General features: G+C 66.0%; 22 protein-coding genes. 18 read left to right on the top strand and 4 right to left on the bottom strand.

Features of this window, described 5'->3' with window-relative positions; all coding sequences use genetic code 11:
• The first annotated feature begins 302 nt into the window (after window positions 1-302).
• Window positions 303-2,267 carry an RNA polymerase sigma factor RpoD gene (gene rpoD, locus ACIGJB_RS07730; RefSeq protein ID WP_483732108.1) on the top strand — a complete coding sequence of 655 codons (1,965 nt, stop codon included), beginning with the start codon at window positions 303-305 and terminating at the stop codon, window positions 2,265-2,267.
• Here the strand turns inward: rpoD and ACIGJB_RS07725 are convergent.
• A complete protein-coding gene (locus ACIGJB_RS07725) occupies window positions 2,245-2,586 on the bottom strand; it encodes a hypothetical protein (RefSeq protein ID WP_483732107.1) in 342 nt (113 codons plus the stop codon). The genes rpoD and ACIGJB_RS07725 overlap by 23 nt on opposite strands.
• Here ACIGJB_RS07725 and ACIGJB_RS07720 point away from each other — a divergent pair.
• The 8 genes from ACIGJB_RS07720 to ACIGJB_RS07685 all read left to right on the top strand — a co-directional run bounded on the left by ACIGJB_RS07720 (window position 2,585) and on the right by ACIGJB_RS07685 (window position 11,491).
• Complete coding sequence (locus ACIGJB_RS07720; RefSeq protein WP_483732106.1) at window positions 2,585-3,166, top strand: DUF2760 domain-containing protein; 582 nt, start codon at window positions 2,585-2,587, stop codon at window positions 3,164-3,166. The genes ACIGJB_RS07725 and ACIGJB_RS07720 overlap by 2 nt on opposite strands.
• The gene (locus ACIGJB_RS07715; protein WP_483732105.1) at window positions 3,163-5,010 is read left to right on the top strand and encodes an Hsp70 family protein; all 1,848 of its coding nucleotides are present in this window, start codon (window positions 3,163-3,165) and stop codon (window positions 5,008-5,010) included. Before ACIGJB_RS07720 ends, ACIGJB_RS07715 begins: the two co-directional genes overlap by 4 nt.
• A 28-nt stretch (window positions 5,011-5,038) precedes the next feature.
• Entirely contained in the window at window positions 5,039-7,813 is a 2,775-nt protein-coding gene (locus ACIGJB_RS07710) for an Hsp70 family protein (RefSeq protein ID WP_483732104.1), read from the top strand.
• Window positions 7,814-7,906: 93 nt separating this feature from the next.
• The gene (locus tag ACIGJB_RS07705; protein ID WP_483732103.1) at window positions 7,907-8,815 is read left to right on the top strand and encodes a DMT family transporter; all 909 of its coding nucleotides are present in this window, start codon (window positions 7,907-7,909) and stop codon (window positions 8,813-8,815) included.
• 19 nt (window positions 8,816-8,834) lie between these two features.
• Window positions 8,835-10,145: a voltage-gated chloride channel family protein gene (locus ACIGJB_RS07700; RefSeq protein ID WP_483732102.1), complete on the top strand. Its 1,311-nt coding sequence runs from the start codon at window positions 8,835-8,837 to the stop codon at window positions 10,143-10,145.
• A gap of 4 nt (window positions 10,146-10,149) precedes the next feature.
• On the top strand, window positions 10,150-10,569 hold the full coding sequence (locus ACIGJB_RS07695; protein WP_483732101.1) for a DUF190 domain-containing protein: 420 nt from the start codon (window positions 10,150-10,152) through the stop codon (window positions 10,567-10,569).
• A gap of 68 nt (window positions 10,570-10,637) precedes the next feature.
• A complete protein-coding gene (locus ACIGJB_RS07690; RefSeq protein ID WP_483732100.1) occupies window positions 10,638-11,027 on the top strand; it encodes a DUF190 domain-containing protein in 390 nt (129 codons plus the stop codon).
• A complete protein-coding gene (locus ACIGJB_RS07685) occupies window positions 11,024-11,491 on the top strand; it encodes a CBS domain-containing protein (RefSeq protein ID WP_483732099.1) in 468 nt (155 codons plus the stop codon). Before ACIGJB_RS07690 ends, ACIGJB_RS07685 begins: the two co-directional genes overlap by 4 nt.
• A gap of 6 nt (window positions 11,492-11,497) precedes the next feature.
• On the opposite strand, the gene ACIGJB_RS07680 is transcribed toward ACIGJB_RS07685, so the two are convergent.
• Both ACIGJB_RS07680 and ACIGJB_RS07675 read right to left on the bottom strand, forming a co-directional pair.
• A complete protein-coding gene (locus ACIGJB_RS07680) occupies window positions 11,498-12,343 on the bottom strand; it encodes a class II glutamine amidotransferase (protein ID WP_483732098.1) in 846 nt (281 codons plus the stop codon).
• Window positions 12,344-12,475: 132 nt separating this feature from the next.
• Window positions 12,476-13,525: a DNA-binding protein gene (locus ACIGJB_RS07675; protein ID WP_483732097.1), complete on the bottom strand. Its 1,050-nt coding sequence runs from the start codon at window positions 13,523-13,525 to the stop codon at window positions 12,476-12,478.
• Window positions 13,526-13,665: 140 nt separating this feature from the next.
• On the opposite strand from ACIGJB_RS07675, the gene ACIGJB_RS07670 reads away from it, so the two are divergent.
• The 6 genes from ACIGJB_RS07670 (at window position 13,666) to ACIGJB_RS07645 (ending at window position 19,408) form a co-directional block, all read left to right on the top strand.
• Window positions 13,666-14,886, top strand: coding sequence for a tyrosine-type recombinase/integrase (locus ACIGJB_RS07670; protein ID WP_483732096.1), 1,221 nt, complete (start codon window positions 13,666-13,668; stop codon window positions 14,884-14,886).
• A 73-nt stretch (window positions 14,887-14,959) separates the two neighbouring features.
• Window positions 14,960-15,565: a ProQ/FinO family protein gene (locus tag ACIGJB_RS07665; RefSeq protein ID WP_483732095.1), complete on the top strand. Its 606-nt coding sequence runs from the start codon at window positions 14,960-14,962 to the stop codon at window positions 15,563-15,565.
• 657 nt (window positions 15,566-16,222) lie between these two features.
• On the top strand, window positions 16,223-17,221 hold the full coding sequence (tauA, locus tag ACIGJB_RS07660) for a taurine ABC transporter substrate-binding protein (RefSeq protein ID WP_483732094.1): 999 nt from the start codon (window positions 16,223-16,225) through the stop codon (window positions 17,219-17,221).
• A gap of 121 nt (window positions 17,222-17,342) precedes the next feature.
• Complete coding sequence (locus ACIGJB_RS07655) at window positions 17,343-18,119, top strand: taurine ABC transporter ATP-binding protein (protein WP_483732093.1); 777 nt, start codon at window positions 17,343-17,345, stop codon at window positions 18,117-18,119.
• A gap of 46 nt (window positions 18,120-18,165) precedes the next feature.
• Window positions 18,166-19,026: an ABC transporter permease subunit gene (locus ACIGJB_RS07650; RefSeq protein WP_483732277.1), complete on the top strand. Its 861-nt coding sequence runs from the start codon at window positions 18,166-18,168 to the stop codon at window positions 19,024-19,026.
• A gap of 247 nt (window positions 19,027-19,273) precedes the next feature.
• Window positions 19,274-19,408 carry a hypothetical protein gene (locus ACIGJB_RS07645; RefSeq protein WP_483711314.1) on the top strand — a complete coding sequence of 45 codons (135 nt, stop codon included), beginning with the start codon at window positions 19,274-19,276 and terminating at the stop codon, window positions 19,406-19,408.
• An 8-nt stretch (window positions 19,409-19,416) separates the two neighbouring features.
• Here the strand turns inward: ACIGJB_RS07645 and ACIGJB_RS07640 are convergent, their stop codons facing one another.
• Complete coding sequence (locus ACIGJB_RS07640) at window positions 19,417-20,127, bottom strand: TetR/AcrR family transcriptional regulator (RefSeq protein WP_483732092.1); 711 nt, start codon at window positions 20,125-20,127, stop codon at window positions 19,417-19,419.
• Window positions 20,128-20,400: 273 nt separating this feature from the next.
• Here ACIGJB_RS07640 and ACIGJB_RS07635 point away from each other — a divergent pair, with 273 nt between their 5' ends.
• Genes ACIGJB_RS07635 through ACIGJB_RS07625 form a run of 3 tightly spaced genes read left to right on the top strand, consistent with a single transcriptional unit; the run spans window position 20,401 to window position 25,032 of the window.
• Window positions 20,401-22,137: an AMP-binding protein gene (locus ACIGJB_RS07635; protein WP_483732091.1), complete on the top strand. Its 1,737-nt coding sequence runs from the start codon at window positions 20,401-20,403 to the stop codon at window positions 22,135-22,137.
• Window positions 22,138-22,185: 48 nt separating this feature from the next.
• Window positions 22,186-23,367, top strand: coding sequence for an isovaleryl-CoA dehydrogenase (locus tag ACIGJB_RS07630; RefSeq protein ID WP_483732090.1), 1,182 nt, complete (start codon window positions 22,186-22,188; stop codon window positions 23,365-23,367).
• A 57-nt stretch (window positions 23,368-23,424) separates the two neighbouring features.
• Window positions 23,425-25,032, top strand: a complete 1,608-nt coding sequence (locus ACIGJB_RS07625; protein WP_483732089.1) for a carboxyl transferase domain-containing protein — start codon at window positions 23,425-23,427, stop codon at window positions 25,030-25,032.
• Window positions 25,033-25,037 lie beyond the last annotated feature (5 nt).

Raw genomic sequence — 25,037 nt, 5'->3', positions numbered from 1 at the left:
TTGGCGCCGTATCGAACGCCGGGCTTTGCGCCCTGGTGGCCGGTATGGCGGGGCAAGCGGGGCGCAAACAGATCGTGAATGTCGGGGTTGCTCCCGGCCCATCCAGGCCCTTGCCAGCGCACCCGACATGCTGCAACGCAACAAACACTGTAGAATATACGCCCCCTGCTCCGCGGACAACATGGCTTTTTTGGCTCATGCCACGCCCAATGCCGGTCCGATGCCTTGACAGCAGGCCAGAAAACGCACGCAATGCGTGCACGCTGCAATCAAAACGCGATTCACGAAGGAAACAGCAGTAGATGACGAGCGGTCCACAACGAACGGCTGCCAAAGGCCGCGATGCAGGTACAGTCAAAGCCCTTGGCGCCTCGGCGGAATCCATGTCGCCGGACGAAGTCAACGCGCGCAGCCAGCAGTTGCGTGCCCTGATCCAGCTGGGAAGGCAGCGTGGGTATCTGACCCACGCGGACATCAGCGACCATCTGCAAGAGAACTTCACCGACACGGCGGCGATGGAAAGCATCGTCACCACGTTCGCCGAAATGGGCGTGAAGATCTTCGAGCAGACGCCCGATGCCGAGACGCTTCTGCTCAGCGACAACGCGGTGGTGGCCTCCGACGACCAGGCCGACGAAGAGGCCGAGGTCGCGCTGTCGACCGTGGACTCGGAGTTCGGCCGGACCACCGATCCGGTGCGCATGTACATGCGCGAAATGAGCTCCGCCACGCTGCTGACGCGCAAGGAAGAGGTCGAGCTCGCCAAGAGGATCGAGGAAGGCCTGAACAATATGGTGCACGCCATCTCGGCCTGCCCGTCCACGATCGCGACCATCCTCGAACTGTCGGGCCGCGTTGCCAACGGTGAAATGGGCATCGACGACCTGGTCGATGGCCTGAGCGACGAAACCGGCGCCGATGTCACCGTGAGCGCCAGCGCTGACGACAGCGACGACGACAGCGCCGACGCCTCCGACGATAGCGATGGCGACGAGGAAGACGACGACGCCGACGACGGCAACAGCGCGCAGCAAAACGCTGAAGCCGACCTCGCCAAGCTGCGCGACGAATGCCTGAAGCGCTTTGCCCGCGTTGCAGAGCAGTTCGAGCGCATGCAGCAGGAAAGCGCGACCAACGGCACGGACTCGAAAGGCTTCGTGACCGCCCGCGATACCGTGCGTGAAGAACTGCGCACGATTCGCTTCACCGCGAAAACCATCGAACGCCTGTGCGCCGACGTCCAGAGCATGGTCGACGATGTCCGCGTGGTCGAGCGCCAGGTGGTCCAGCTGCTGGTCGATCGTTGCGGCATGGACCGCGAGGATGTCATCGCGCGCTTCCCGGGCAACGAGACCAACCTGAACTGGGGCCGCGACCTGGCCGCCGCATCGCGCCCGTACAGCGCTGCCGTGGCGCGCGCGCTGCCCGACCTGGAAGCCCATCAGCAGAAGCTGATCGACATCCAGGCCCGCGCGATCCTGCCGCTGGCCGAGCTGAAGGCGGTGAACCGCAAGATGCTTGCCGCCGAGCGCCAGATGCGCCAGGCCAAGCACGAAATGACGCAGGCCAACCTGCGCCTTGTGATCTCGATCGCCAAGAAGTACACGAACCGCGGCCTGCAGTTCCTGGACCTGATCCAGGAAGGCAATATCGGCCTGATGAAGGCCGTGGACAAGTTCGAGTACCGCCGCGGCTGGAAATTCTCCACGTACGCGACCTGGTGGGTGCGCCAGGCCGTGACGCGCGCGATTGCCGACCAGGCCCGCACGATCCGCGTGCCGGTCCACATGATCGAGCAGATCAACAAGCTCAACCGCCTGTCGCGCGAGCTCATGCAGCAGACCGGCAAGGAACCCGATCCTGCCGTGCTCGCCGAGCGCATGGACATGCCGGAGGAGAAGATCCGCGCGATCATGAAGATCGCCCGTGAACCGGTCTCGATGGAAACGCCGGTGGGTGAAGACGGTGACACGAGCCTGGGCGACATGATTGCCGACTCGGACACCGCGACGCCGGCCGACGCCGCGCTGCAGGCCAGCCTGCGCGAAGTCGTGCGTGAAATGCTCGACGAACTGACACCGCGCGAGGCCAAGGTGCTGCGCATGCGCTTCGGCATCGACATGGCGACCGACTACACGCTGGAAGAAGTCGGCAAGCAGTTCGATGTGACGCGCGAGCGGATCCGCCAGATTGAAAGCAAGGCCATGCGCAAGCTGCGTCACCCGAGCCGCGCCGATCAGCTAATCACCTATCTGCGCGACGCGTGATCGGCACCCAGGCGGCCACCTTGCGGACAGCAGCGTGTGCCCGCCCGGGATAAAAATGACTGCCGGCAGCCCTTGGGCTGCCGGTTTTCACATGTTCCGCCCCTTTGCGCAACTTCACGCGTTCGCTGGCGGGTGGCTGGTGCATGGCCAACGACCGGCTGACATATTGGTTGGTGCAAAATTCCAGCTGGAATACTTGAGATTCGCCACGCGGTTCGCGTCGTGGCGTTCCGATGCACCGGTCCGCGTGTCCCATCCGCTGCGCGCGGTGGCCGTAGGACAGCTCGTCCTTCAACAGAGCACACAGGAGTTTTTCCATGACTGACTCGAACATCCCATTCTTCGGCAGGATTTCGCTTGCCGTAAGCACCTTCTTTGCGATCCTGGGCGACGGCAAGCTCGCGGCGGATGTGCGGCGCCTGCGTACCGGCGGATTCCCCGCCGCTGCCCCGGCCCCGGTGGCAGCGCCTGTACCGGCTCCCGCTCCGGCACCCGCACCGGCCCCGGCTTTGAAAGAAGCGAGTCCCGTGGCCGCACTGCAGCTGCTGGGCCTGCTCCAACGCGATGCCCGATTCATCGACTTCGTCGAGGAAGACATCGCCGGCTATACCGATACCGAGATCGGCGCCGCCGCGCGGCTGGTGCACGACGGCTGCCGTGGCGTCCTGCGCGAGCATTTCACGATCCGCCCGGTGCGCGACGAAGCCGAGGGCAGCCGCGTCACGCTGGCTGACGGCTTCGACGCGACCGCCGTCCGCCTGACGGGCAACGTGGTCGGCAGCGCGCCGTTCCACGGCAGCCTCAGCCATCGCGGCTGGAAGGCCGAAGAAGTCCGGCTGCCGCGCCTGGCCGAGCGCCATGACGCCACCGTCATCGCCCCTGCCGAGGTGGAACTATGAGCGACGCACGCTATGCCATCGGCATCGACCTGGGCACCACACACAGCGCCCTCTCTTACGTCGACCTGAGCGTCAGCGACGGCGAAAAAACGACTCAGCATGTCCTGCCGGTCCCGCAGCTCACCGGCCCCGGCGCCACGGAAGCGCGGGATCTCCTGCCTTCGTTTCTCTACCTGCCGCACGCCAGCGAACTGGCGCCCGGCGACCTGGCGCTGCCGTGGAACGCCACGCGTGAATTTGCGGTCGGCGAACTGGCCCGAAGCCGTGGTGCCGGCACGCCGATCCGCCTGGTATCGAGCGCGAAAAGCTGGCTGTGCCACCCTGGCGTGGACCGCCGCGCCGCGATCCTGCCCAACGATGCGCCACCCGAGGTGCCGCGTATCTCGCCGCTCGACGCGTCGGTGCGCTACCTGACGCACCTGCGCGAGGCGTGGGACCACGCGCATCCCGACGCGCCGTTCGCCGAACAGGACGTCACGGTGACGATTCCCGCCTCGTTCGACCCGGCCGCGCGCGAGCTGACGGCGGAGGCCGCCGCCGCGGCGGGTTATGCACGCATGACCCTGCTCGAAGAACCGCAGGCCGCGCTCTACAGCTGGATCGAAAAGAGCGGCGGCCAGTGGCGCAAGCAAGTGAACGTTGGCGACATCATCCTCGTGGTCGACGTTGGCGGCGGCACCACCGACCTGTCGCTGATCGCGGTCATCGAGCGCGATGGCAACCTGGAGTTGCATCGCGTCGCCGTCGGCGAGCATATCCTGCTCGGTGGCGACAATATGGACCTTGCGCTGGCACACGTAGTCGCGCGCAAGCTCGCGGCACAAGGTACGCAGGCCGATCCATGGCAGCTGCGCGCACTGACCTATGCCTGCCGCGCCGCCAAGGAAACGCTGCTCACCGACCCGACCACTGATACGGTGCCGCTGGTCGTGCCGAGCCGTGGCTCCAAGCTGATTGGCGGGTCGATCCGCACGGACCTGACCCGCACCGAGCTGACCCAGATCATCCTGGAAGGCTTCTTCCCGCAAGTCGATGCATCGGCCCGGCCGGTGAGCCGCGCGCGCGTCGGCCTGACGCAGCTCGGCCTGCCCTATGCGCAGGATGCGGCGGTCACGCGGCACCTGGCTGCATTCCTCGGCCGCCAGGTCGGAGCGCTCGCGGAACTCGAAGGCATGCAAGCCACGCAGCCGGCGGAGGCAACGTTCCTGCATCCGACCGCGGTCCTGTTCAACGGCGGCGTGTTCAAGTCCGGTCTGCTGGCCGACCGCATCCTGCAGACGCTGAACGGCTGGCTCGCTTCGGAAGGCGCAGCGCCGGCACGCCTGCTCGGCGGTGCCGAGCTGGACCTGGCCGTGGCACGCGGCGCCGCTTACTACGGCTATGTGCGGCGCGGCAAGGGCGTGCGCATCCGTGGCGGCACGGCGCGCTCGTATTACATCGCCGTGGAATCGTCGATGCCCGCGGTGCCGGGCTTCGAGCCGCCGATCCAGGCGCTGTGCGTGGCGCCGTTCGGCATGGAGGAAGGGTCCGACGCCGCACTGCCGCCGCAGGAATTCGGCCTGGTGGTGGGCGAGCCCGTTCACTTCCGCTTCTTCGGCTCGTCGGTGCGCCGCCAGGACCAGGTTGGCGCCCTGCTGGACTTCTGGAGTGCCGAAGAACTGCAGGAACTGGAAGAAATCCAGGCCACCCTGCCGGCCGATGGCCGCACGCCCGGCGACGTGGTGCCGGTCAGGCTGCACGCGCGCGTGACCGAAGCCGGCACGCTGGAACTCGAAGCCGTGCCGAGTGGCGGCACCGAGCGCTGGAAGGTCGAATTCGACGTGCGCGGCGGCGCGGATGCCTGAACCGTGGCCACAAACCAGCAATGAAGCGATGAAGCGGTACACCGTTGGCATTGACCTCGGCACCAGCAATACCGTGGTGGCCTATGCGGAGACCGGATCGGATGACATCCGCGTCTTCGACATCGACCAGCTCGTGGGCCTCGGCGAAGTCGCCGCGCGCCCCTTGCTGCCTTCGGTCCGCTACCACGCGGCGCCGGGTGAAATCAGCGGCGACGACCTGCAGCTGCCGTGGCAATCCGCCGCCAGCGCTGCCGCGCGCCGCACGGTGTTCGGCCGGCTGGCGGCCATGCTCGGCGCTCAGGTGCCTGGCAGGCTTGTGGCCAGTGCCAAGAGCTGGCTGTCGCATGCCGCGGTCGACCGCACCGCGCCCATCCTGCCCTGGGGCGCGGACGAGGAAGTCGGCAAGATCTCGCCGGTCGCAGCCAGTGCCAGCTACCTTGGCTACGTAGCTTCGGCGTGGAACCACCAGTTTCCGGATGCAAGGCTGGAAGACCAGGACGTAGTCCTGACCGTGCCAGCGTCGTTCGACGAGGGGGCGCGTGCGCTGACGCTGGAAGCGGCGCGCATGGCCGGCCTGCCGGCGCTGCGCCTGCTTGAGGAACCGCAGGCCGCGCTCTACGACTGGCTGTTCCATCATCGCGAGACCCTGGACGCTGATCTCTCGCAAACCCGGCTCGTCCTGATCTGCGACGTGGGCGGCGGCACGACCGACCTCACACTGATCCGCGTCGACATGCAGGACGGGCAGCCGCAGCTGACGCGGATCGGCGTGGGCAACCACCTGATGCTCGGCGGGGACAATATGGACCTGGCGCTGGCGCACATGGCCGAGGCTCGCCTGGTGCCCACGCAGGCGCGCTTGTCCGCGTCGGGCCTGTCCCAGCTGGTCGCGCGCTGCCGCGCGGCGAAAGAACAACTGCTCAGCGCACAGGCGCCGGAAGCGGTCACGGTCACGCTGCTCGGCGCGGGCTCAAAGCTGATCGGCGGCGCACGCTCGGTCGAAGTGACGCGGCAGGAAGTCGAACAACTCGTCGTCGATGGCTTCTTCCCCAAGGTGTCATCGAGCGAGCGCCCGGGACGCGCGCGCGGCGCCATTGTCGAATTCGGCCTGCCGTATGCGTCGGACCCGGCCGTGACCCGGCACGTAGCGGCCTTTCTCGGCCAGCACGCGGCGCAATCGCGCTCGGCGCTGGACCTGCCGCAGACCCAGGACGATGCCGTGCCGATGCCAGACACGCTCTTGCTCAACGGCGGCGTGTTCCGGGCCGAGGCGCTTGCGGAGCGCATCGCCGACACCCTGGGCAACTGGCGCGGCTCGCCGCTCAATGTCTTGCACAACGCCGATCCCGATGTCGCCGTGGCGCGCGGCGCGGTAGCTTATGCGCGCGCGCGTTCGGGACAGGCGCCGCGCATCGGCGGCGGCTCGCCGCGCAGCTACTTCCTGATGCTCGAAGACGGCGCTTCCGGCCAGCAAGGTATCTGCCTCCTGCCGCGCGGCACCGAGGAAGGCCAGGAGATCCACCTCAAGGACCGGACGTTCGCGTTGCGCCTCGGGCATCCGGTGCAGTTCCATTTGGTCTCGTCGGTCGCCGACAGCGCCTACCGGCCCGGCGAACTCGCGGATCTCGCGAGCGCCGACTTCGTTCGCCTGCCGCCGATCGCCACCGTCGTGCAGCCACGCGGGGCCAGCGGGCCGAAGGAAACGCCGGTACAGATCACGACGTCGCTGACCGAGGTCGGCACGCTGGAAGTCCATTGCCACGAGATCGCCGATACGTCGCAGCGCTGGCGGCTCGAATTCCAGCTCCGCGGCAAGGAGGCGCCGGCGCCCACGGCGGAAACGCTTCACCCTGCTCTGCCGCAAGCCATCGAGACGATCGACCGCACCTTCGGCGCGCGTTCGCAAGGCGTCGATCCGAAGGAGGTCAAGCGGCTGCGCGCGCAACTCGAACAGTCGCTCGGGGCGCGAGAGCAATGGGACAGTGCGCTGCTGCGCGAACTGTTCGCTGCCTTCTGGGAGCGTGCCAAGCGCCGTCGCCGCACCGCCGACCATGAACGCCTGTGGCTGAACCTGGCGGGCTACTGCGTGCGGCCGGGCTTTGGCTATCCGCTCGACGCATGGCGCGTCGAGCAGCTCTGGTCGCTGTATGACCAGGGCATCCAGTACGTCAACGAGACCCAGAACTGGTCGGAATGGTGGACGCTGTGGCGCCGCGCGGCCGGCGGTCTCGATGAAAGCGCGCAGCTGCGCCTGCTCGACGACATGGCGTTTTATCTGCAGCCTCCCGGCAGCGCGCACTACAAGAAGCCCGCCGGTCCGACGCGTTCCGGCTACGCCGACATGGTTCGCCTGGCCGGCTCGCTCGAGAACATTGCCGCCGACCGCAAGATCGAAGTCGCCAAATGGCTGCTGAAGCGCCTGCGCAAACCCTCTGAAAACAACCAGAGCTGGTGGGCCGTGGGGCGGATCGGTGCGCGCCGGCCGTTCTATGGCAGCGCACACGGCGTCGTGCCTGCCGAGGTCGCCGCGCAATGGGTGGAGGCGATCCTTGCGCTCGACTGGAGGAAAGTCGAACCGGCCGCCTTCGCCGCCACGCAGATCGCGCGCATGACCGGCGACCGCACACGTGACCTGCCTGAGGAAACCCGGGCAGCTGTCGTGCGCCGGCTTGAAGCCGCCAACGCGCCGCAAAGCTGGGTCGCCATGGTGCGCGAGGCCGTGGAGCTCGATGCGGCCGATGAAGGACGCGTGTTCGGCGAAGCGCTGCCGGCCGGCCTGAAGCTGATCGGCGGCGCTCCCTGACATAGCCTTGCCTGCGGCAGCACGCCAGGCGCGGCAGCACCCTTGCCGCGCCTGGCGGATAATGCTGCATCTTCGAACGCCTCCGCATCACCCATGCACGCAAGCGCCACCGGCACCAGACGCCTGGACTGGACCACACTGTTCCTGCTCACCTTCCCGCCACTGAGCTGGGCCGGCAACGCCATCGTCGGCCGCCTGGCAGCCGGCACGGTGCCACCGGTCACGCTGAACTTCGTGCGCTGGTTGCTGGCGGGCCTGCTGCTGGCCCCTTACGCCTGGCGCGGCGTCATCGAGCACCGCGAGACCCTGCGCCGCCATGCCGGCGTGATCGTCGCGCTGGGCATGCTGTCGATCGCCAGCTATAACGCGCTCCAGTACCTGGCGCTGACCACCTCGACGCCGATCAACGTGACGCTGATCGGCGCGTCAACGCCACTGTTCCTGCTGATAATCGGGGCCACCTGTTTCCGCGAGAAGGTGAAGCCCTGGCATGTCGCCGGCGCGCTGCTGTGTCTGGTGGGTGTGTCGTTCGTGCTGGTGCGCGGCGAGATCGGCCGCCTGGCGCAGCTCGATTTCGTCGCCGGGGACCTGTTCATGCTGGCCGCCACCATCGCGTGGAGCGCCTACACGTGGCTGCTGCGCAAGCAGCGTCCCGACCTGCCGCTGCCCGTGCTGCTGTTCGCGCAGATCGTCACCGGCCTGGTGGTGAGCGCGCCCGTGACCGCGTGGGAACTGATGACGCTGGACCAGCCGTTGCAATGGAGCGGCAAGGTCGCAGCCATCCTGCTCTATGTAGCCACCATTCCTTCCCTGCTCGCATACTTCGCCTGGGACCGCGCCATCGCCCGCGCCGGTGCCGAGCTGCCAGTCTTCTTCATCTCGCTGACGCCGGTGTTCGCGGCGCTGCTTTCCACGCTGTTGCTCGGCGACTGGCCGCGCTGGTATCACGCGGTCGGGCTCGTGACCATCGGGGCCGGCATCTGGCTGGCGCAACGGCGCTGAACCCTGGAATCCGGTCATCATGAAGAAGACATTCGCTGCGCCGGAGCAACTGGCCATGCTAGCCTATCTGGGCCGCTGGCTGTTCCTGGGCGCACTGGTCGGCATCCTGTCCGGCGCCGGCTCGGCCGCGCTGCTGCTCGCGCTCGACTGGGCGACGAATACGCGCCACGCGCACCCGTGGCTGCTCTGGCTGCTGCCCCTGGCCGGGCTGGCGGTCGGGTTGATCTACCACTACATGGGACAGTCGGTCGAAGGCGGGAACAACCTGCTGATCGATGAAATCCACGACCCGAAGCGCATCGTCCCGAAACGGATGGCGCCGATGATCCTGCTCGGCACCGTCATCACGCACCTGTTCGGCGGTTCCGCCGGCCGTGAAGGCACGGCCGTGCAGATGGGCGGCAGCTTTGCCGACACCCTCACGCGGCTGTTCCGCCTCGACAAGGATGCGCGCCGCATCCTGCTGATGGCCGGGATCAGCGCCGGCTTTGCGTCGGTGTTCGGCACGCCGCTGGCGGGCGCGGTCTTCGGGCTGGAAGTGCTGGCCATTGGCCGCCTGCGCTATGACGCCATCCTGCCGTGCTTCATCGCGGCCATCGTCGGGGACCTCGTGCCCCCGTGGCTTGGCGTCCACCATACGATCTATGCCATTCCCCTGGTCCCGCAGAGGGGACTGCTGACGCTGGCTGCAGCCATCATGGCCGGCATTGCCTTCGGCATCACCGGCATGGTGTTCGCGGAAAGCACGCACTGGCTGTCCCGCGCGCTCAAGCGCACCATCACGTTCGGGCCGCTGCGCCCGTTCCTCGGCGGCTGCGTGGTGGCAGGGGCCGCCTTGCTGCTTGGCACGGACAAGTATCTCGGCCTCGGCATCCCGACCATCGTCGACGCGTTCCGGCAGCCGCTGCCGGCCTACGACTTCGCGGGCAAGATCGCCTTCACGGTGGCAACGCTTGCCTCTGGCTTCAAGGGCGGCGAAGTCACCCCGCTGTTCTACATCGGCGCGACGCTGGGCAATGCGCTCGGCTATGTCCTGCCGCTGCCCTTCCCGCTGCTGGCGGGACTGGGCTTTGTCGCGGTATTCGCCGGTGCCGCGAATACGCCGATTGCCTCGACCATCATGGCGATCGAGCTGTTCGGGCCGGAGGTCGGCACGTTCGCCGGCATTGCTTGCGTCGTGAGTTACCTGTTCTCCGGGCATACCGGTATCTACCACGCCCAGCGCGTCGGGCACGCGAAACGCCTGCGCGTGCCGGAAGGCTTGCGGCTCTCGGAAGTGGACGCCTACCGCAAGCAACAGAAAAAGGCTTCCGCCGAGGAACAGGATTGACCGGATGATCGGGCTGGCCGCGGGCGAGCGTTATCGCTCCCCACGCGTTTCTTCAGAAGGGAGCATGCTGTGGTATGGCGCTAAAGGGGGAACCATGGAGCGCGGCTATCAGGTCACTTTCTATACCCAGCATGACCGCAGGCACGGCGACAAACGGCTTGCTGAATGGCTGATGGGCACGCTCCGGGAGATGGGTATCACCGGAGCCACCATGATGGTCTGTTCGGAAGGCCTCGGGCATGACCACGAACTCCATCGCTACCACTTCCGCTCCCCGCATGACCAGCCGGTCGAAGTCTGCGTGGTGGTCAGCGAAGTGGATTGCGAACGCGTGTTTCGCCGGCTCGATGACGAAGAGGGCCTGGCGCTGTTCTATGCGCGCACGCCGGTCGAATTTGGCAATGCCGGGGGAAGCCAGGGGTGAATCGCCGATCCGTGAGCCGCAGCATCGCTGCGGCGGGCGAGTAGACTGAATGCAGGATCCTTTTCCGCATGGCAATGCGATGGGAGACGATCGTGCATGGCTATCAAGTCACTCTCTATACGGTCGAGAACCGCCGGCACCACGGCAAGCAGCTCTCCCACTGGCTGCTTGAAATCATGCGCGAGATGAACTTCCGGGGCGCCACCCACCTGGTCGCCGCGGAAGGCATCGGGCACGATCACTGCTTCCATAGCTGGCACTTCGTCGAACTGGCCGACCGCCCCGAAGAAATCACGATGATTGCGACCGAGTCGGAGATGCAGGCGCTGTTCGACCGCCTGGCCGCCGAAGACGTGCGTGTCTTCTACGCGAAGTTTCCGGTGGAGTTCGGCTTCCTCGGCAAGGCGGCGCCAACCGCAGATGGGTCACCCCGAATCCCCTGCAGGAGACAACCATGAAGAAAGAGAGAAAGACGGCCCGCCAGATCTTGTCGGACAAGCCCCGCGAAGTGATTGCGGTCGGCCCCGATGATTCCGTGCTGGCCGCGCTGGCGCTGATGGCCGACAAGGACATCAGCACCGTGCTGGTCATGCAGGGCGACAGGCTGGCCGGCATCGTTTCACAGCGTGACTATTCGCACAAGGTGGAACTGGCGGGCCGCCGTGCCGATGAGACCCGGGTTCGCGAGATCATGACGACGCAGGTGGTCTGCGTCTCGCCGGCGCATACCTGCGAGCAATGCCTTGCGCTGATGCATGCGAAGCGCATCCGGCATCTCCCGGTCATGGAGTCCGATCGTGTCGTCGGCGTAGTGTCGAGCCACGACGTGCTGGAGGAGCTGTTCCGGGAGGACGAACACCTGATCAAGGATCTCGAGCACGACATGCTCAACCTGACCATCGACACCGGCGGGTGCTACTAGCCAACGCTACGTGGACAGATCAGGCATGCGCGGTGAAAAACGGCCGTAGTCGATCACGCCATCGCGCCCGGTCAGGATCGTGGCTTCAGGAATTTCCTGCCACACGCCCTGCACATCGATCAGCGGCTCGGACAGCACCAGGAAGGCATCGTCGCCGGCCGCAATGATGCGCGGATCATCGGGATACAGGGCGCGCAACTGGCGGAACGAGGTGCTGTGGAACAGCGAGCGCGACGCGGACTCGCTGGAGTAGCGCACCGCAACCACTTGCTGGCCGTCGGTCACGCACACTGTCATATTGAGCGGATGCTCGACGCCATAGCGATGGCCGACCTCTTCGATCAGCCCGGCCATCTGCTCCAGCGCGGCGCGGGGGTCGCGCTCCAGCCCGAAGGTCAGCGCGAGATAGAACATGATCTCGGAGTCCGTGGAGCCTTCGATCCAGCGGAACAGCTGCGGCGACACGGCCATCATCAGGTCGCGCCGAATCAACGGAAAATCGCGGATCAGCCCGTTATGGACGAACAGCCAGCGGCCGAAGCGAAACGGATGGCAGTTGGTTTCCTGCGTCGGTGTGCCGGTTGCAGCACGCACATGGGCGACGAACAGCGGCGCGCGCACGGCCCGCGCGGTCTCGCGCAGGTTGGTATCGCTCCAGGCCGGATGCAGGCAGCGGTAGCGGAACGGCACCTCGGACTGGCGTCCATACCAGCCCACGCCGAACCCGTCGCCATTGGTCGTGGTGTGACCGAGCCGGGAATTCAGGCTCTGGTCGATCAGCGAGTGTTCCGGCTGGAAAAGCACCGCTTCGAGCGGAACGGATCGGCCTGAGTAAGCCAGCCAGCGGCACATGGTGCTCCTCCTCTGGATAACGGGTCCGGTGCCTCCCGGCCCACTCTCCAGTTTTAGGACGGCAATGCCCGAACGGCAAAGTGCGGAGGAACGGGCCATGCCCGGCGCGGGCCTTCTGTAGGGCCCGTCCGTTCAGCTTTCGGCCGCCGGGCTTGCCTTGCGGCGCCCGCCGCTACGCTCGCGCGGCGCCACGCGCAGTTCCGACAGAAGCTGACGCGCCAGCGTGCCCTCGGCTTCTGCCCGTTCGGCGCGCCGCAGCGCTTCCGCCAGTTCGGCGCCAACCCGGTCCAGTTCGATCCCCTGCCTGGCCTGCGCGAGTTCGCCGGCTTCCAGCCGCTCCGCCTGGGCGGCTGTCTTTGCCTCAAGCCGCGCCCGGGCGTCGGCATGGCTGACGGCGGCTTCGCGCGCCTCATGGCGGGCCTGCGCCAGCTCGGCACGCAGTTCCTCGGCCAGTTTTTCTCCCTTCTGACGCGCTGTACGTTCCTGGTCCAATTCGCGCAATGCGCGCCGTTCGCTGGCTTCCGCCCGTTCCTGGGCGATCTGCACCTGCTCCCGGGCCCGCTCCAGTTCCGCCGAGAACTGCTTGCGCAGATCCGCCAGTTGCCTGCCAGCCGCCTCCAGTTCGGCACGGCTGGCATCCAGCCGCGCCTGCGTCGCGGCATGCGCCTGGCGCTCCGCGGCCAGTTCGGCCTGCACGGCGTCATGGGCTTGGCGCGCCTCGCCCAATTGCGCCGAGATCGCCATGGCGTCTTCACGCGCGGCGGCGGTCTCGGCACGCGCGGCGTCGCGCTCCGCCTCGGCGGCAGCCACTGCGTCGCGCGCTTCGGCGCGCAGCGCGGACAACGCGTTGCTGGCGGCGTCATTGGCGGCTTGCCAGATGGTCTTGACTGCCTCCGCAGCGACTTCCTTGAGCGAATCAGGCAGGTCCGGGTGATCGATCGTGACGCGCGTGCGCCCGCGTAACTCATGCCAGAACTGCTGAAGCACCTCCGCCGGCGTGCCCATGCTGCCCTTGCGCACCAGGCTATAGAGCTTGTTGGCTGTCGGCGTCACGCCGTAACGAAAGAACAGGAGCCCGCAAACCTCACGGTACAAGGCGCGCGTTTCAGGAAAACGGGCGCGCAGTTCGGCGAGATCCGACTGCAACGGGGCGTCGCTGAGGTTTAGGTCGGAAGCGGGCATTGATGGCGAAGAAGGAATGTATATATTTTGATTTTACTACGTATTACGTAAAAAATAAAATTCCTTGGGGTTTTATTTAGACATAAGTTTTCTTATGTCTATAATTACGTCGAAATCACATTTCCGACTTGCCTCTTGCCATGAATTCCGCCCTGGATACCCGCGATCCGGCCGCTCAAGCCCTTCCCGCCGTCCTGCCTGTGCCGATCGAACGCCTGCGGCTGCCTGCCGAGCTTTCCGGCACGCAGGGCACGAACCGCGCCCCGGCGCGCGGCGCGCAGATTGCCGCGTCCGATGACCTTGCCGCCATCGCCGCCTGGCTCGCACGCTATGCCAATAGTCCTGCCACGCTGCAGGCCTACCGGCGCGAGATCGAGCGGCTCGTGCTCTGGGCGACGCTGCAACGCGGCAAGCCGCTTTCCTCGCTGACGCATGAAGATCTGCTGGCGTACGAGCACTTCCTGTCCGATCCCCAACCCGCGGGGCGCTGGGTATTGGCCGGCCAGAAGAAGCTGGCGCGCAGCCATCCGGACTGGCGCCCCTTTGCCGGACCGCTGTCGCCATCCAGCATGCGACAGGCCATGGTGATCCTGAACGCCTGTTTCGCGTGGCTCACCGAAGCCGGCTACCTGGGCGGCAATCCACTATCGCTGGCCCGCCGCCGGCGCGGTCCGACCCAGGCGCGGATCACCCGCTACCTCAGCCATGCGTTGTGGGATGCCGTCAAGGATGCGATCGAAGCCATGCCCACGGTGACCGACCGCGAGCGCCTGCACGCGGCGCGCTGCCGCTGGCTTTGTACGGTGCTCTATCTGGGCGGCTTGCGCGCCGCGGAAGTCGCGGGTACCACCATGGGCGCCTTTTTCTGCCGGCGTGACGTCCAGGGCATCGAACGCTGGTGGCTGGAAGTCACCGGCAAGGGCAACAAGCCCCGGCTGGTTCCCGCGACCGACGAGTTGATCGCCGAACTGGCCCGCTATCGCCGCGCGCATGGCCTGCCGCCCACGCCGCAGATGGGCGAAGCGCGCCCGCTGGTGTTGCCGGTCATTGGCCGGGAAAAAGCCCTGTCGCGCGGCGCCCTGCACCTGGTCATCAAGGAAGTGTTCGGCATGGCGGCCGAGCGGCTGCGGGCGCGCGGGCCGGAATGGGCGGCGCAGGCCGACGTGCTCGCCAGCGCATCGGCGCACTGGCTGCGGCATACGGCTGGCTCGCACATGAGCGACCGGCAAGTGGACCTGCGCCATGTGCGCGACAATTTCGGCCACGCCTCCATTGCCACCACCAGCATCTACCTGCACACCGAGGACGATGCCCGCCACCAGGCAACACAGGAACGGCACCGGATCGGGTGGACAAAGTGAATGCCCCGGCCTCGCTGCCGCCGCCCACCGGGACTGTTAGAATTCCCCCAAAATTCTCTATTGGCAGGACAAGATGGGTTTCGAACAACTGGCAGCACTGAAGGCACAACTGGCAAAGCAGGCGAAGGAAGCCCGCCCGGCGAAGCAAGCGAAGGAAGCACGCCCGACGAAGCAAGCACGTCCGGCAAACGACGCGCGTCCGGCGAAGCCACCCCGTGCACGCGCCGATGCAGCAGCAGCCAAGCCTACCAATGCGGGCAAACCTGTCGACCCGGTGATCCAGGCAATTGGCAAGCTGCAGAAGAAGTTCCCGCTGGCGTTCCCCAAGAACCCTGCGCCCAAGGTGCCGCTCAAGGTCGGTATTTTCGAGGACCTGCTGCAGCATGCCCCGTCGCTGTCGATGGACGAAGCCATGCTGCGCGAAGCCGTGCGGACCTGGTGCCGCGGCACGCGCTACTGGACTTGCATGGTCGAAGGCGCCATGCGCCTGGACCTGGCGGGCGAATCGGCCGGACAGGTGACGCTGGCGGACGCCAAGCGGGCCCAACAGCAACGCTCGCAACAGCATCGCGCTACGCGAGCGCACAAGGCCAAGCCACAGGCTGCTGCGGAAAGCGTGAAGAGCGAGGCTGGGGCGCCTGAAGCTGAAGCTGTGAAGGATGCGGTCAAGCCGGAGTGATTTTGCACTGATGGACCGCCTGGTCCATCGATCCTGCAGATGCCGCTGTTTCGCCGGCGTAGCCGGCGAGTCACTTTTTGTCCGAGCGACAAAAAGTAACCAAAAAACGCGTTGACTTGCCCTAATGGGCGAATATTGATCGTAGCGTGCGAAGAATTTCGTACGGGTATGAGCTTCAGAGTCTGCACCGCTGCCTGCCGCGTGGTGCGCATCCGTATGCAGGCTCTCCCGCAATGATTGAACGAGCCCCGAACCTGTCCGTGGCCCGACACTGCCCGCGATATCGCATCATCGCCTACGGCTGCGCTGCGCGCGGCTCAGCTAAGAATTCCGCCGCGGCAACCTCCCTTTTGCCCTAAAAAGCTGGACCCATCAAATCTCCGCCACTGGCTCTAACCCGGTATAGCGCCCTTCCCTACCATGGCGCTCACATGCCGCACAAAGCGACATGGACCGGCGCTCCCCGCCACCATCCGGGAAGCCCATCAAACAGAGAGGGTGCACAGACACCCCAGCCACAGGAGACTGGCATGCCTCAAGCAAAACTTCTTCTCCTCCTCGTTTAGGCACCACCCGCGGGCACCGCGCCGGTGCCGACCTGCCGTGCCGCCTCCGCGGTCGGCATGCAAGCCGTCTCACTCATCGAGGAGTCTCATCATGCATTGGTTCAAGCAACTGGCAGCAGGCGTCGCGCTGGCGGCCGTCCTGGCCCCGTCCGCCTACGCGCAAGCGAAGGAAGTCGTCATCGCCTATCAGGACATGGTCGTGCCCTGGCGCTATGCGCAGGACATGAAGGAGGTGGAGAAGCAAACCGGCTACAAGATCTCGTTCCGTCAGTTCACCGGCGGCGGCGACGTGATCCGCGCCATGGCCTCGGGCCAGATCGCCATCGGCGAGGCCGGCTCTTCGCCGATCGCCTCGGCCCTGTCCCAGGGACTCGATGTCGAACTGTTCTGGATTCTGGACGATATCAACGCCGCAGAAGCCTTCGTGGCGCGCGATGGTTCGAAAGTCACCAGCGTCGCCGACCTCAAGGGCAAACGCATCGGCGTGCCGTTCGTTTCGACGACGCACTACCACACGCTCGTCGCACTGGAGCAGGCCAAGATCAATCCGAAGGACGTCAAGATCATGAACATGCGTCCGCCGGAAGTCGCCGCCGCCTGGGAGCGCGGCGATATCGACGCCACCTTCATCTGGGACCCGGTGCTGGCCAAGGTCAAGCGCTCCGGCAAGGTGCTGACGACGTCGGGCCAGATTGCCGCGCAGACCGGCAAGGCCACCTTCGACGGCATGATCGCCAACAAGAAGTTCGCGCGCGAAAACCCTGACTTCATGGTCAAGTTCGTGCGCGTGCTGGCCGCCGCGGACGACAACTACCGCAATAACAAGGCCTCCTGGACGGCCGATTCGCCGAACGTCAAGGCGATCGCCCGGCTGACCGGCGCCAAGGCCGAGGAAGTGCCGGCCAGCATGGCGCTGTACAGCTTCCCCACGCTGCAGGAACAAGCCTCGCCGCGCTGGCTCGGCGGCGGCGCGGCCAGCGCCTTGCGCTCGGCAGCCCTCTTCCTCAAAGAACAGGGCACGATCCAGACCGTGTTGCCGGACTACAGCAGCGGCGTCAACGCCGAGTGGGTCCGGCGCGCCGCGCAATAACCCCAGCGATTTGAAGCGTCACGCGGCGGTGCCACCCCGGCCCCGCTGTCGTATCCGCCATCGCCCGCCCGTGCGGCCGGCGATGCGGCAAGCCACACCCAAAATCTTCAGGAGGACTGTCATGTCCCGGCTGGAAATCGACAAGGTCAGCGTCAACTACGGCGGCCGCGGCGGCGCGCAAACGCTCGCGCTGTCGCAAGTGAACCTGACCATGGAACGCGGCGACTTCGTCGTCGCACTCGGCGCCTCGGGCTGCGGCAAGACCACGCTGCTGTCCTGCATTGCGGGCTTCATGCAGCCGTCGGAAGGCGAGATCCGCCTCGATGGCAAGCCCGTGCTGGGCCCCGGCGCCGAACGCGGCGTGGTGTTCCAGAAGCATGCGCTGATGCCTTGGCTCAACGTGGTCGACAACGTCGCGCTGGGCCTGCGGCTGCGCGGCGTGAGCCGTGCCGAACGCGTACGCATCGCGCAGGAAAAACTGGCCCAGGTCGGGCTGGAGAAGGTGGCCACCAAGCCGGTCTACCAGCTCTCCGGCGGCATGCAGCAGCGCGTGGGCATTGCGCGCGCCCTGGCCAATGATCCGGAAGTCATGCTGATGGACGAACCGCTGGGCGCGCTCGACGCTCTCACGCGCGAATCGATCCAGGCGCTGATCCTGCGGTTGTGGGCACGCGAGCAGAAGATCGTCTTCTTCATCACGCACAGCGTGGAAGAGGCGCTGTTCCTGGCCACGCGGCTGATCGTGATGACACCCTCGCCCGGCCGCATTGCGCACAGCTACGACCTGCCCTTCGCCCGGCGCTACATCGAATGCGGCGATTCACGCGCAGTCAAGTCCGATCCGGAATTCATCCGCTACCGCGAAGAAATCGTCGACCTGATCCATGCCACGCCCTGAGGATAAAGCCATGACCGTACCCGTCCAGCAGGTCGACGCCGCCACCATGGCGGCGACCGTCAACAACACCGCCGGCACTGGCCAGCCGGCTGCCGCGCGTCGCCCCATGCGCACCGTCTCCGGCTATCGCATGCCCGGCGAAGGCTCCAGTTCGCGCATTGCCACCGTCACCGTCGTGTCATTGATGGCCCTGTGGTGGATCGCCAGCCACCTGCAATGGGTGCCGCCGCTGTTCCTGCCCACGCCCGAGGCCATCATCAGAGCCTTTATCGATGCCTGGAACGGCAACGTGCAAGGCGGCCTGCCGTTGCTGGAGCACTTCCACGCGAGCCTGGTGCGCGTGTTCGGCGCCTTCGCGCTGGCCGTGCTCACCGCCGTGCCGGTCGGCGTGCTGATGGGCGTATCGCGCGTCGCGCGCGGCGTCTTCGATCCGCCCATCGAGTTCTACCGCCCGCTGCCGCCGCTGGCCTACCTGCCGCTGATCGTGATCTGGTTCGGCATCGACGAGACCTCGAAGATCCTGCTGATCTACCTGGCCTGCTTTGCGCCACTGGCCATGTCGGCCCGCGCCGGGGTGCGTTCGGTGACCATCGAACAGATCAACGCGGCCTATTGCATGGGCGCCACGCCGTGGCAGGTGATCCGCCACGTGGTGCTGCCCGCCGCGCTGCCCGACATCCTGACCGGAATGCGCATCGCCATCGGCTTCGGCTGGACCACGCTGGTCGCCGCCGAGATGGTGGCGGCCACGGCAGGCCTCGGCCAGATGGTGCTGAACGCCTCCAACTTCCTGCGCACCGACGTGGTCATCATGGGCATCCTGCTGATCGGCCTGATTGCCTTCCTGTTCGACCTGCTGATGCGCAAGTCGGAGACCTGGCTCGTGCCCTGGAAAGGCCGCATGTAATACGGCGCGACACCCGGCGCCGATCGATGGCGCCCGCCTGACTGCGAAAGCGGCAAGGCGGGCGCCATTTTTTCATTCCGGGTAACTCGAAGTTTGGTCAGGCCCAACGCAACTCAGGGGTCTGTTGGCGGCCTTCCAACGTTTTGCCGCGCCGTTGCGGCGACCTGGGCACCTGGAAGTACGATTCCGGCGTGGCACGGCGCGTGCATAAGAGAGGCAGCCATCGAAGCCTCCGGGGGAAACAGCCATGAACGCCAGAGTCGCCTACCTGATCACCGTACTCGCCGCAGCCCTGGCCGCTGTGTTTCTCGTCGGCGAGCCTGAGGCCCTCCGGGACGACAACGCCACGGGCATTCCCGAACTGCTGCTGCCCGCGCAGTAGCGGCCGGCTCAGTCCGGCTGCGCCTCGCCTTGCTTCACGCGCGCCAGCGCCGAACCCACTTCGCCATAAAACTGCTTGAGCGCAACGGCATCCAGGTCAGGCGGTTGGAGCGCCGGCCACAGCAGCGCGATCAGGTCGCTGGCGGCCCGGTCGATATCGACCGGGCGACCGCTCACCACCGCATCCCAGAGAATGTGTTCCATCGGCCCGAGAATGGACGAGCGCAACAAGCGCAACGACAGGTCGGTCCGGATTTCCTTGCGCGCCTGCGCGCGCGCCAGCAAGTCCATCAGCGGGGCCGTGTAGCGGCGCTGCAGCGGCACGAACACCTCGTCGAGCCCCTGGCCCTTGGCACGCCCCTCCGACAGCACCAGCGCGCACAGTCCCGTGCCCTGGATCAGGAACAGCCGCAGGTGCGTCCGCACGAAGAACTCCAGCTGGACCTTGGTGCTCTGCTCGCGCGGCATGCCGTTCTCCATCGCGGCAATGATCTCGTCGTACCAGTCCTGGATCACCCGCACGCAGAGATCGCGCTTGCTGTGGAAGTAGGTGAAAACCGTGCCTTCCGAGATGCCAAGCCGCTGCGCAATTTCCGTGGTGGTCGCGCGTTCATAGCCAAGCTCCGAGAACACTTCGCGGCCGACCCGGAGGATGTCGCGCATGCGCTGCTCGGCCTTGGCGCGCGCCGGCACCCGGCGCTGTCCCGCAATCTGCTGCATCGACGTGTCCTTGCGTGGTGTGATCTGTGAGGGCCGCATTATAAGTGGCGGCTCCCGCCCTTGGCCGCCCTTCCCGGCACGCCTCCCGCCTCACTTTATACGATAGTTGAACAACACTCAATTTTTGTTGATTTTTTCTGAGCACGGGTATAACTTTAGCGAACAACGAGAACAAAGCAGCGCCAAACCGCCCTGGAACTTCCCGATCAAATTTTGAGCGACGCTCAAGATACGGTAAGAAAAGACACCGAACGCCGCATTCTGGAGACGAGCATGACGATGCAGCCTGGGACACCCCGGCCCGTGCCCGATACGACCTTGCCCGCCAACGGGCTGTCCTATGTAAAGGGCGACACCACCTCCCCGCTTAGCGAACAGACCATCCCGGCGCTGCTGGCCGATACGGTCGCACGCTGGGGACAGCGTCCCGCCGTGGTCTTTCGCGAGCAGGGCATCCGCTGGAACTGGCAGGAATTCGCCGCCGCGGTCGATGCCCTGGCGGCTGGCCTTCATGCGCTGGGCCTGCGCCGTGGCGATCGCGTCGGCATCTGGTCGCCGAACCGCGTCGAATGGCTGCTGACCCAGTTCGCCACGGCACGCGTCGGCATCGTCATGGTCAACATCAATCCGGCCTATCGCCTGTCCGAGCTCGAGTACGCGCTGAACAAGGTCGGCTGCAAGGCGGTCATCGCGCCGGAGTCGTTCAAGACCTCGCGCTACCTCGACATGCTGCAGACCCTGGCCCCCGAGTTGCAGCAATGCGAACCGGGCGCCCTGCAGGCAGCGCGCCTGCCCGCGCTGCGCTGGGTCATCCGCATGGAAGACACCCCGACGCCGGGCATGCTGACTTGGAAAGAACTGCTGGCCCGCGGCGCCGGCGTGCCGGCTGCCGAGCTGGACGCGATCACGGCGCAACTCGACCGCAAGGACCCGATCAACGTCCAGTTCACCAGCGGCACCACGGGCGCGCCCAAGGGCGCCACGCTGACGCACCGGAACATCCTGAACAACGCGCGCTACATCGCGGCGGCGATGCGCTTCACCGAGCAGGACAAGCTCTGCATTCCGGTGCCGCTGTACCACTGCTTCGGCATGGTGCTGGCCGTGCTCGCCTGCGTTTCGACGGGCGCTTGCATGGTATTCCCAGGCGAAGCCTTTGAACCGGTGGCGACCATGTCGGCCGTCAGCGAGGAGCGCTGCACGGCCCTGCATGGCGTGCCCACCATGTTCATCGCGCAGCTCGACCACCCCGAGTTCGGCCGCTTCGACTTCTCGACGCTGCGCACCGGCATCATGGCCGGCTCGCCGTGCCCGATCGAAGTCATGAAGCGCGTCGTCGCCGACATGCACATGGCCGAGGTCACGATTGCCTACGGCATGACGGAGACCAGCCCCGTATCGTTCCAGAGCTCGACCGACGACCCGCTCGCCAAGCGCGTGTCCACGGTCGGCCGCGTGCAGCCGCACCTCGAATGCAAGGTCGTCGATGCCCTGGGGCAGACTGTGCCGGTCGGCGAGACCGGCGAGCTGTGCACGCGCGGCTACTCGGTCATGCTGGGCTACTGGGACGACGAGGTCCGCACCAGCGAAGCCATCCAGGACGGCTGGATGCACACCGGCGACCTGGCGACGATCGATGCCGAGGGCTATTGCAATATCGTCGGCCGCGTCAAGGACATGCTGATCCGCGGCGGCGAGAACGTCTATCCGCGCGAGATCGAGGAATTCCTGTTCCGCCATCCGAAGGTCCAGGCCGTGCAGGTGTTCGGCGTGCCGGACCAGAAATACGGCGAGGAAATCTGCGCGTGGATCGTGCTCAAGCCGGGCCAGAGCGCCACGGAAGACGAGATCCGCGCGTTCTGCCGCGACCAGATCGCCCATTACAAGATCCCGCGCTACATCCGCTTCGTCAGCGAAATGCCGATGACCATCACGGGCAAGGTGCAGAAATTTGTCATGCGCGAACAAATGACGAAAGAACTCCATCTCACCGAAAGCAAGACCGCCTGAGCCATTTGCCCCAAGGCGCCCCACATACATTCACGGAAGAACACGATCATGACCGAACTCCCTGGCCTGAAATTCGACCTGGGCGAAGACATCGAGATGCTGCGCGGCGCCGTGCGCGACTGGGCCCAGGCTGAACTGGCCCCGCGCGCCGGTGAAATCGACCGCACCGACCAGTTCCCCATGGACGCCTGGAAGAAGATGGGCGACCTTGGCGTGCTCGGCATCACCGTGGCGGAGGAATACGGTGGCGCCAACATGGGCTACCTGGCCCACATGGTGGCGATGGAGGAAATCAGCCGCGCCTCGGCTTCGGTCGGCCTGTCGTACGGCGCCCATTCGAACCTGTGCGTGAACCAGATCCACCGCAACGGCAGCGCCGCGCAGAAGGCGAAGTACCTGCCGAAGCTGGTGTCCGGCGAATGGATCGGGGCGCTGGCCATGAGCGAACCCAATGCCGGCTCAGACGTCGTCAGCATGAAGCTGCGCGCCGATTTCAAGGGCGATCGCTATGTGCTCAACGGCACCAAGATGTGGATCACCAACGGCCCGGATTGCGACGTGCTGGTGGTCTATGCCAAGACTGAGCCCGAACTCGGCGCGCGCGGCATGACCGCCTTCATCGTCGAGAAAGGCATGAAGGGCTTCTCGGTCGCGCAGAAGCTCGACAAGCTCGGCATGCGCGGCTCGCACACCGGCGAGCTGGTATTCGAGGACGTGGAAGTGCCCGTGGAAAACATCCTCGGCGCGAAGAACGGCGGCGCCAAGGTGCTGATGAGCGGACTGGACTACGAGCGCGCCGTGCTGTCGGGCGGCCCGATCGGCATCATGCAGGCGTGCATGGACGTGGTGACCCCTTACATCCACGACCGCAAGCAATTCGGCCAGAGCATCGGCGAGTTCCAGCTGATCCAGGGCAAGGTGGCCGACATGTACACCACGCTGCAGGCCGCGCGCAGCTACCTGTACACGGTCGGCAAGAACCTCGATTCGATCGGTGCGGAACATGTGCGGCAGGTTCGCAAGGACTGCGCGGCGGTGATCCTGTACACGGCCGAGAAAGCCACGTGGATGGCCGGCGAGACCGTGCAGATCCTTGGCGGCAATGGCTACATCAACGAATACCCGGCGGGCCGCCTGTGGCGCGATGCCAAGCTGTACGAGATCGGTGCCGGCACCTCGGAAATCCGCCGCATGCTGATCGGCCGCGAGCTGTTCGCCGAAACGGCCTGATCCGCACCCGACGCCCCACTGCCCGCCCTGACCAGAACAAGACCTGCCCAAGATCGTATGCCGACCCTAGAAACCAAACTCAACGCACGCTCCGAAGCGTTCAAGGCCAACGCCGAAGCCATGCAGGCACTGGTGGCCGACCTCAAGGCCAAGGTGGCGAAGCTGGCCGAAGGCGGCGGCGATGCCGCGCGCGACAAGCACCTGTCGCGCGGCAAGCTGCTGCCGCGTGATCGCGTGCAGCAACTGCTGGACCCAGGTACGCCGTTCCTGGAACTGTCGCAGCTTGCGGCGTATGACATGTACGACAATGCCGCGCCGGGCGCAGGCATCATCACCGGCATCGGCCGCGTGGCCGGGCAGGAATGCGTGATCGTCTGCAACGACGCGACGGTCAAGGGCGGCACGTACTACCCGATGACGGTCAAGAAGCATGTGCGCGCGCAGGAGATCGCCGAGGAAAACAACCTGCCTTGCATCTACCTGGTGGACTCGGGCGGTGCCAACCTGCCAAATCAGGACGAAGTGTTCCCCGACCGCGACCACTTCGGCCGCATCTTCTACAACCAGGCCAACCTGTCGAAGCAGGGCATCCCGCAGATCGCGGTGGTAATGGGCTCGTGCACGGCAGGCGGCGCATATGTTCCGGCGATGAGCGACGAGTCGATCATCGTCAAGAATCAGGGCACCATCTTCCTTGCCGGCCCGCCGCTGGTGAAGGCAGCGACGGGTGAAGTGGTCAGTGCCGAGGACCTCGGCGGTGCCGATGTGCACACGCGCCTCTCTGGCGTAGCCGACTATTTCGCGCAGAACGATCATCACGCGCTGTCGCTGGCGCGCAATATCGTGGGGCACCTGAACCGGCGCAAGCCCGACCAGATCCGCCTGCATGAGCCGGCCGAACCGCTGTATCCGGTGGAAGAGTTGTACGGCGTGATCCCGACCGATACGCGCAAGCCGTTCGACGTGCGCGAGGTCATCTCCCGCATCGTCGACGGCTCGGAGTTCGATGAGTTCAAGGCGCGCTACGGCACCACGCTGGTATGCGGCTTCGCGCGCATCTGGGGCTACCCGGTCGGCATCGTGGCCAACAACGGCATCCTCTTCTCGGAAGCGGCGCTCAAGGGCGCACACTTCATCGAACTCTGCTGCCAGCGCAAGATTCCGCTGGTGTTCCTGCAGAACATCACCGGCTTCATGGTGGGCCGCAAGTACGAGAACGAGGGCATTGCGCGCAACGGCGCCAAGATGGTGACGGCCGTGGCGACGGCGCAGGTGCCAAAGTTCACGGTGATCATCGGCGGCTCGTTCGGTGCTGGCAACTACGGCATGTGCGGCCGCGCGTATTCGCCGCGCTTCCTGTGGATGTGGCCGAACGCGCGCATCTCGGTGATGGGCGGCGAGCAGGCGGCGAGCGTGCTGGCGACCGTGCGCCGCGATGGCATCGAGGCGAAGGGCGCCCAGTGGAGTCAGGAAGACGAAGAGGCATTCAAGCAGCCGATCCGCGACCAGTACGAGCACCAGGGCCACCCGTACTATGCGAGCGCGCGGCTGTGGGATGACGGCGTGATCGACCCGGCGCAGACGCGCACGGTGCTGGGGCTGGGCCTGTCGGCCAGCCTGAACGCGCCGATCGACGACATGAAGTTCGGCGTGTTCCGCATGTAAACCTG

It is taken from the genome of Cupriavidus sp. C2SS-8b (assembly GCF_057073745.1).
The sequence above is the reverse complement of the archived record's forward strand: the minus strand, read 5'-3'. Positions and strand labels throughout refer to the sequence as shown.

Coding starts and splice junctions, on each gene's coding strand:
- ACIGJB_RS07650 (WP_483732277.1), top strand. CDS start 18,166: ATGGCGGCGACCGTCAACAACACCGCCGGCACTGGCCAGCCGGCTGCC.
- ACIGJB_RS07670 (WP_483732096.1), top strand. CDS start 13,666: ATGAATTCCGCCCTGGATACCCGCGATCCGGCCGCTCAAGCCCTTCCC.
- ACIGJB_RS07630 (WP_483732090.1), top strand. CDS start 22,186: ATGACCGAACTCCCTGGCCTGAAATTCGACCTGGGCGAAGACATCGAG.
- ACIGJB_RS07725 (WP_483732107.1), bottom strand. CDS start 2,586: ATGGAAAAACTCCTGTGTGCTCTGTTGAAGGACGAGCTGTCCTACGGC.
- ACIGJB_RS07655 (WP_483732093.1), top strand. CDS start 17,343: ATGTCCCGGCTGGAAATCGACAAGGTCAGCGTCAACTACGGCGGCCGC.
- ACIGJB_RS07635 (WP_483732091.1), top strand. CDS start 20,401: ATGACGATGCAGCCTGGGACACCCCGGCCCGTGCCCGATACGACCTTG.
- ACIGJB_RS07675 (WP_483732097.1), bottom strand. CDS start 13,525: ATGCCCGCTTCCGACCTAAACCTCAGCGACGCCCCGTTGCAGTCGGAT.
- ACIGJB_RS07715 (WP_483732105.1), top strand. CDS start 3,163: ATGAGCGACGCACGCTATGCCATCGGCATCGACCTGGGCACCACACAC.
- ACIGJB_RS07645 (WP_483711314.1), top strand. CDS start 19,274: ATGAACGCCAGAGTCGCCTACCTGATCACCGTACTCGCCGCAGCCCTG.
- ACIGJB_RS07690 (WP_483732100.1), top strand. CDS start 10,638: ATGGCAATGCGATGGGAGACGATCGTGCATGGCTATCAAGTCACTCTC.
- ACIGJB_RS07640 (WP_483732092.1), bottom strand. CDS start 20,127: ATGCAGCAGATTGCGGGACAGCGCCGGGTGCCGGCGCGCGCCAAGGCC.
- tauA (WP_483732094.1), top strand. CDS start 16,223: ATGCATTGGTTCAAGCAACTGGCAGCAGGCGTCGCGCTGGCGGCCGTC.
- ACIGJB_RS07695 (WP_483732101.1), top strand. CDS start 10,150: ATGATCGGGCTGGCCGCGGGCGAGCGTTATCGCTCCCCACGCGTTTCT.
- ACIGJB_RS07710 (WP_483732104.1), top strand. CDS start 5,039: ATGAAGCGGTACACCGTTGGCATTGACCTCGGCACCAGCAATACCGTG.
- ACIGJB_RS07665 (WP_483732095.1), top strand. CDS start 14,960: ATGGGTTTCGAACAACTGGCAGCACTGAAGGCACAACTGGCAAAGCAG.
- ACIGJB_RS07720 (WP_483732106.1), top strand. CDS start 2,585: ATGACTGACTCGAACATCCCATTCTTCGGCAGGATTTCGCTTGCCGTA.
- ACIGJB_RS07625 (WP_483732089.1), top strand. CDS start 23,425: ATGCCGACCCTAGAAACCAAACTCAACGCACGCTCCGAAGCGTTCAAG.
- ACIGJB_RS07700 (WP_483732102.1), top strand. CDS start 8,835: ATGAAGAAGACATTCGCTGCGCCGGAGCAACTGGCCATGCTAGCCTAT.
- ACIGJB_RS07685 (WP_483732099.1), top strand. CDS start 11,024: ATGAAGAAAGAGAGAAAGACGGCCCGCCAGATCTTGTCGGACAAGCCC.
- ACIGJB_RS07680 (WP_483732098.1), bottom strand. CDS start 12,343: ATGTGCCGCTGGCTGGCTTACTCAGGCCGATCCGTTCCGCTCGAAGCG.
- ACIGJB_RS07705 (WP_483732103.1), top strand. CDS start 7,907: ATGCACGCAAGCGCCACCGGCACCAGACGCCTGGACTGGACCACACTG.
- rpoD (WP_483732108.1), top strand. CDS start 303: ATGACGAGCGGTCCACAACGAACGGCTGCCAAAGGCCGCGATGCAGGT.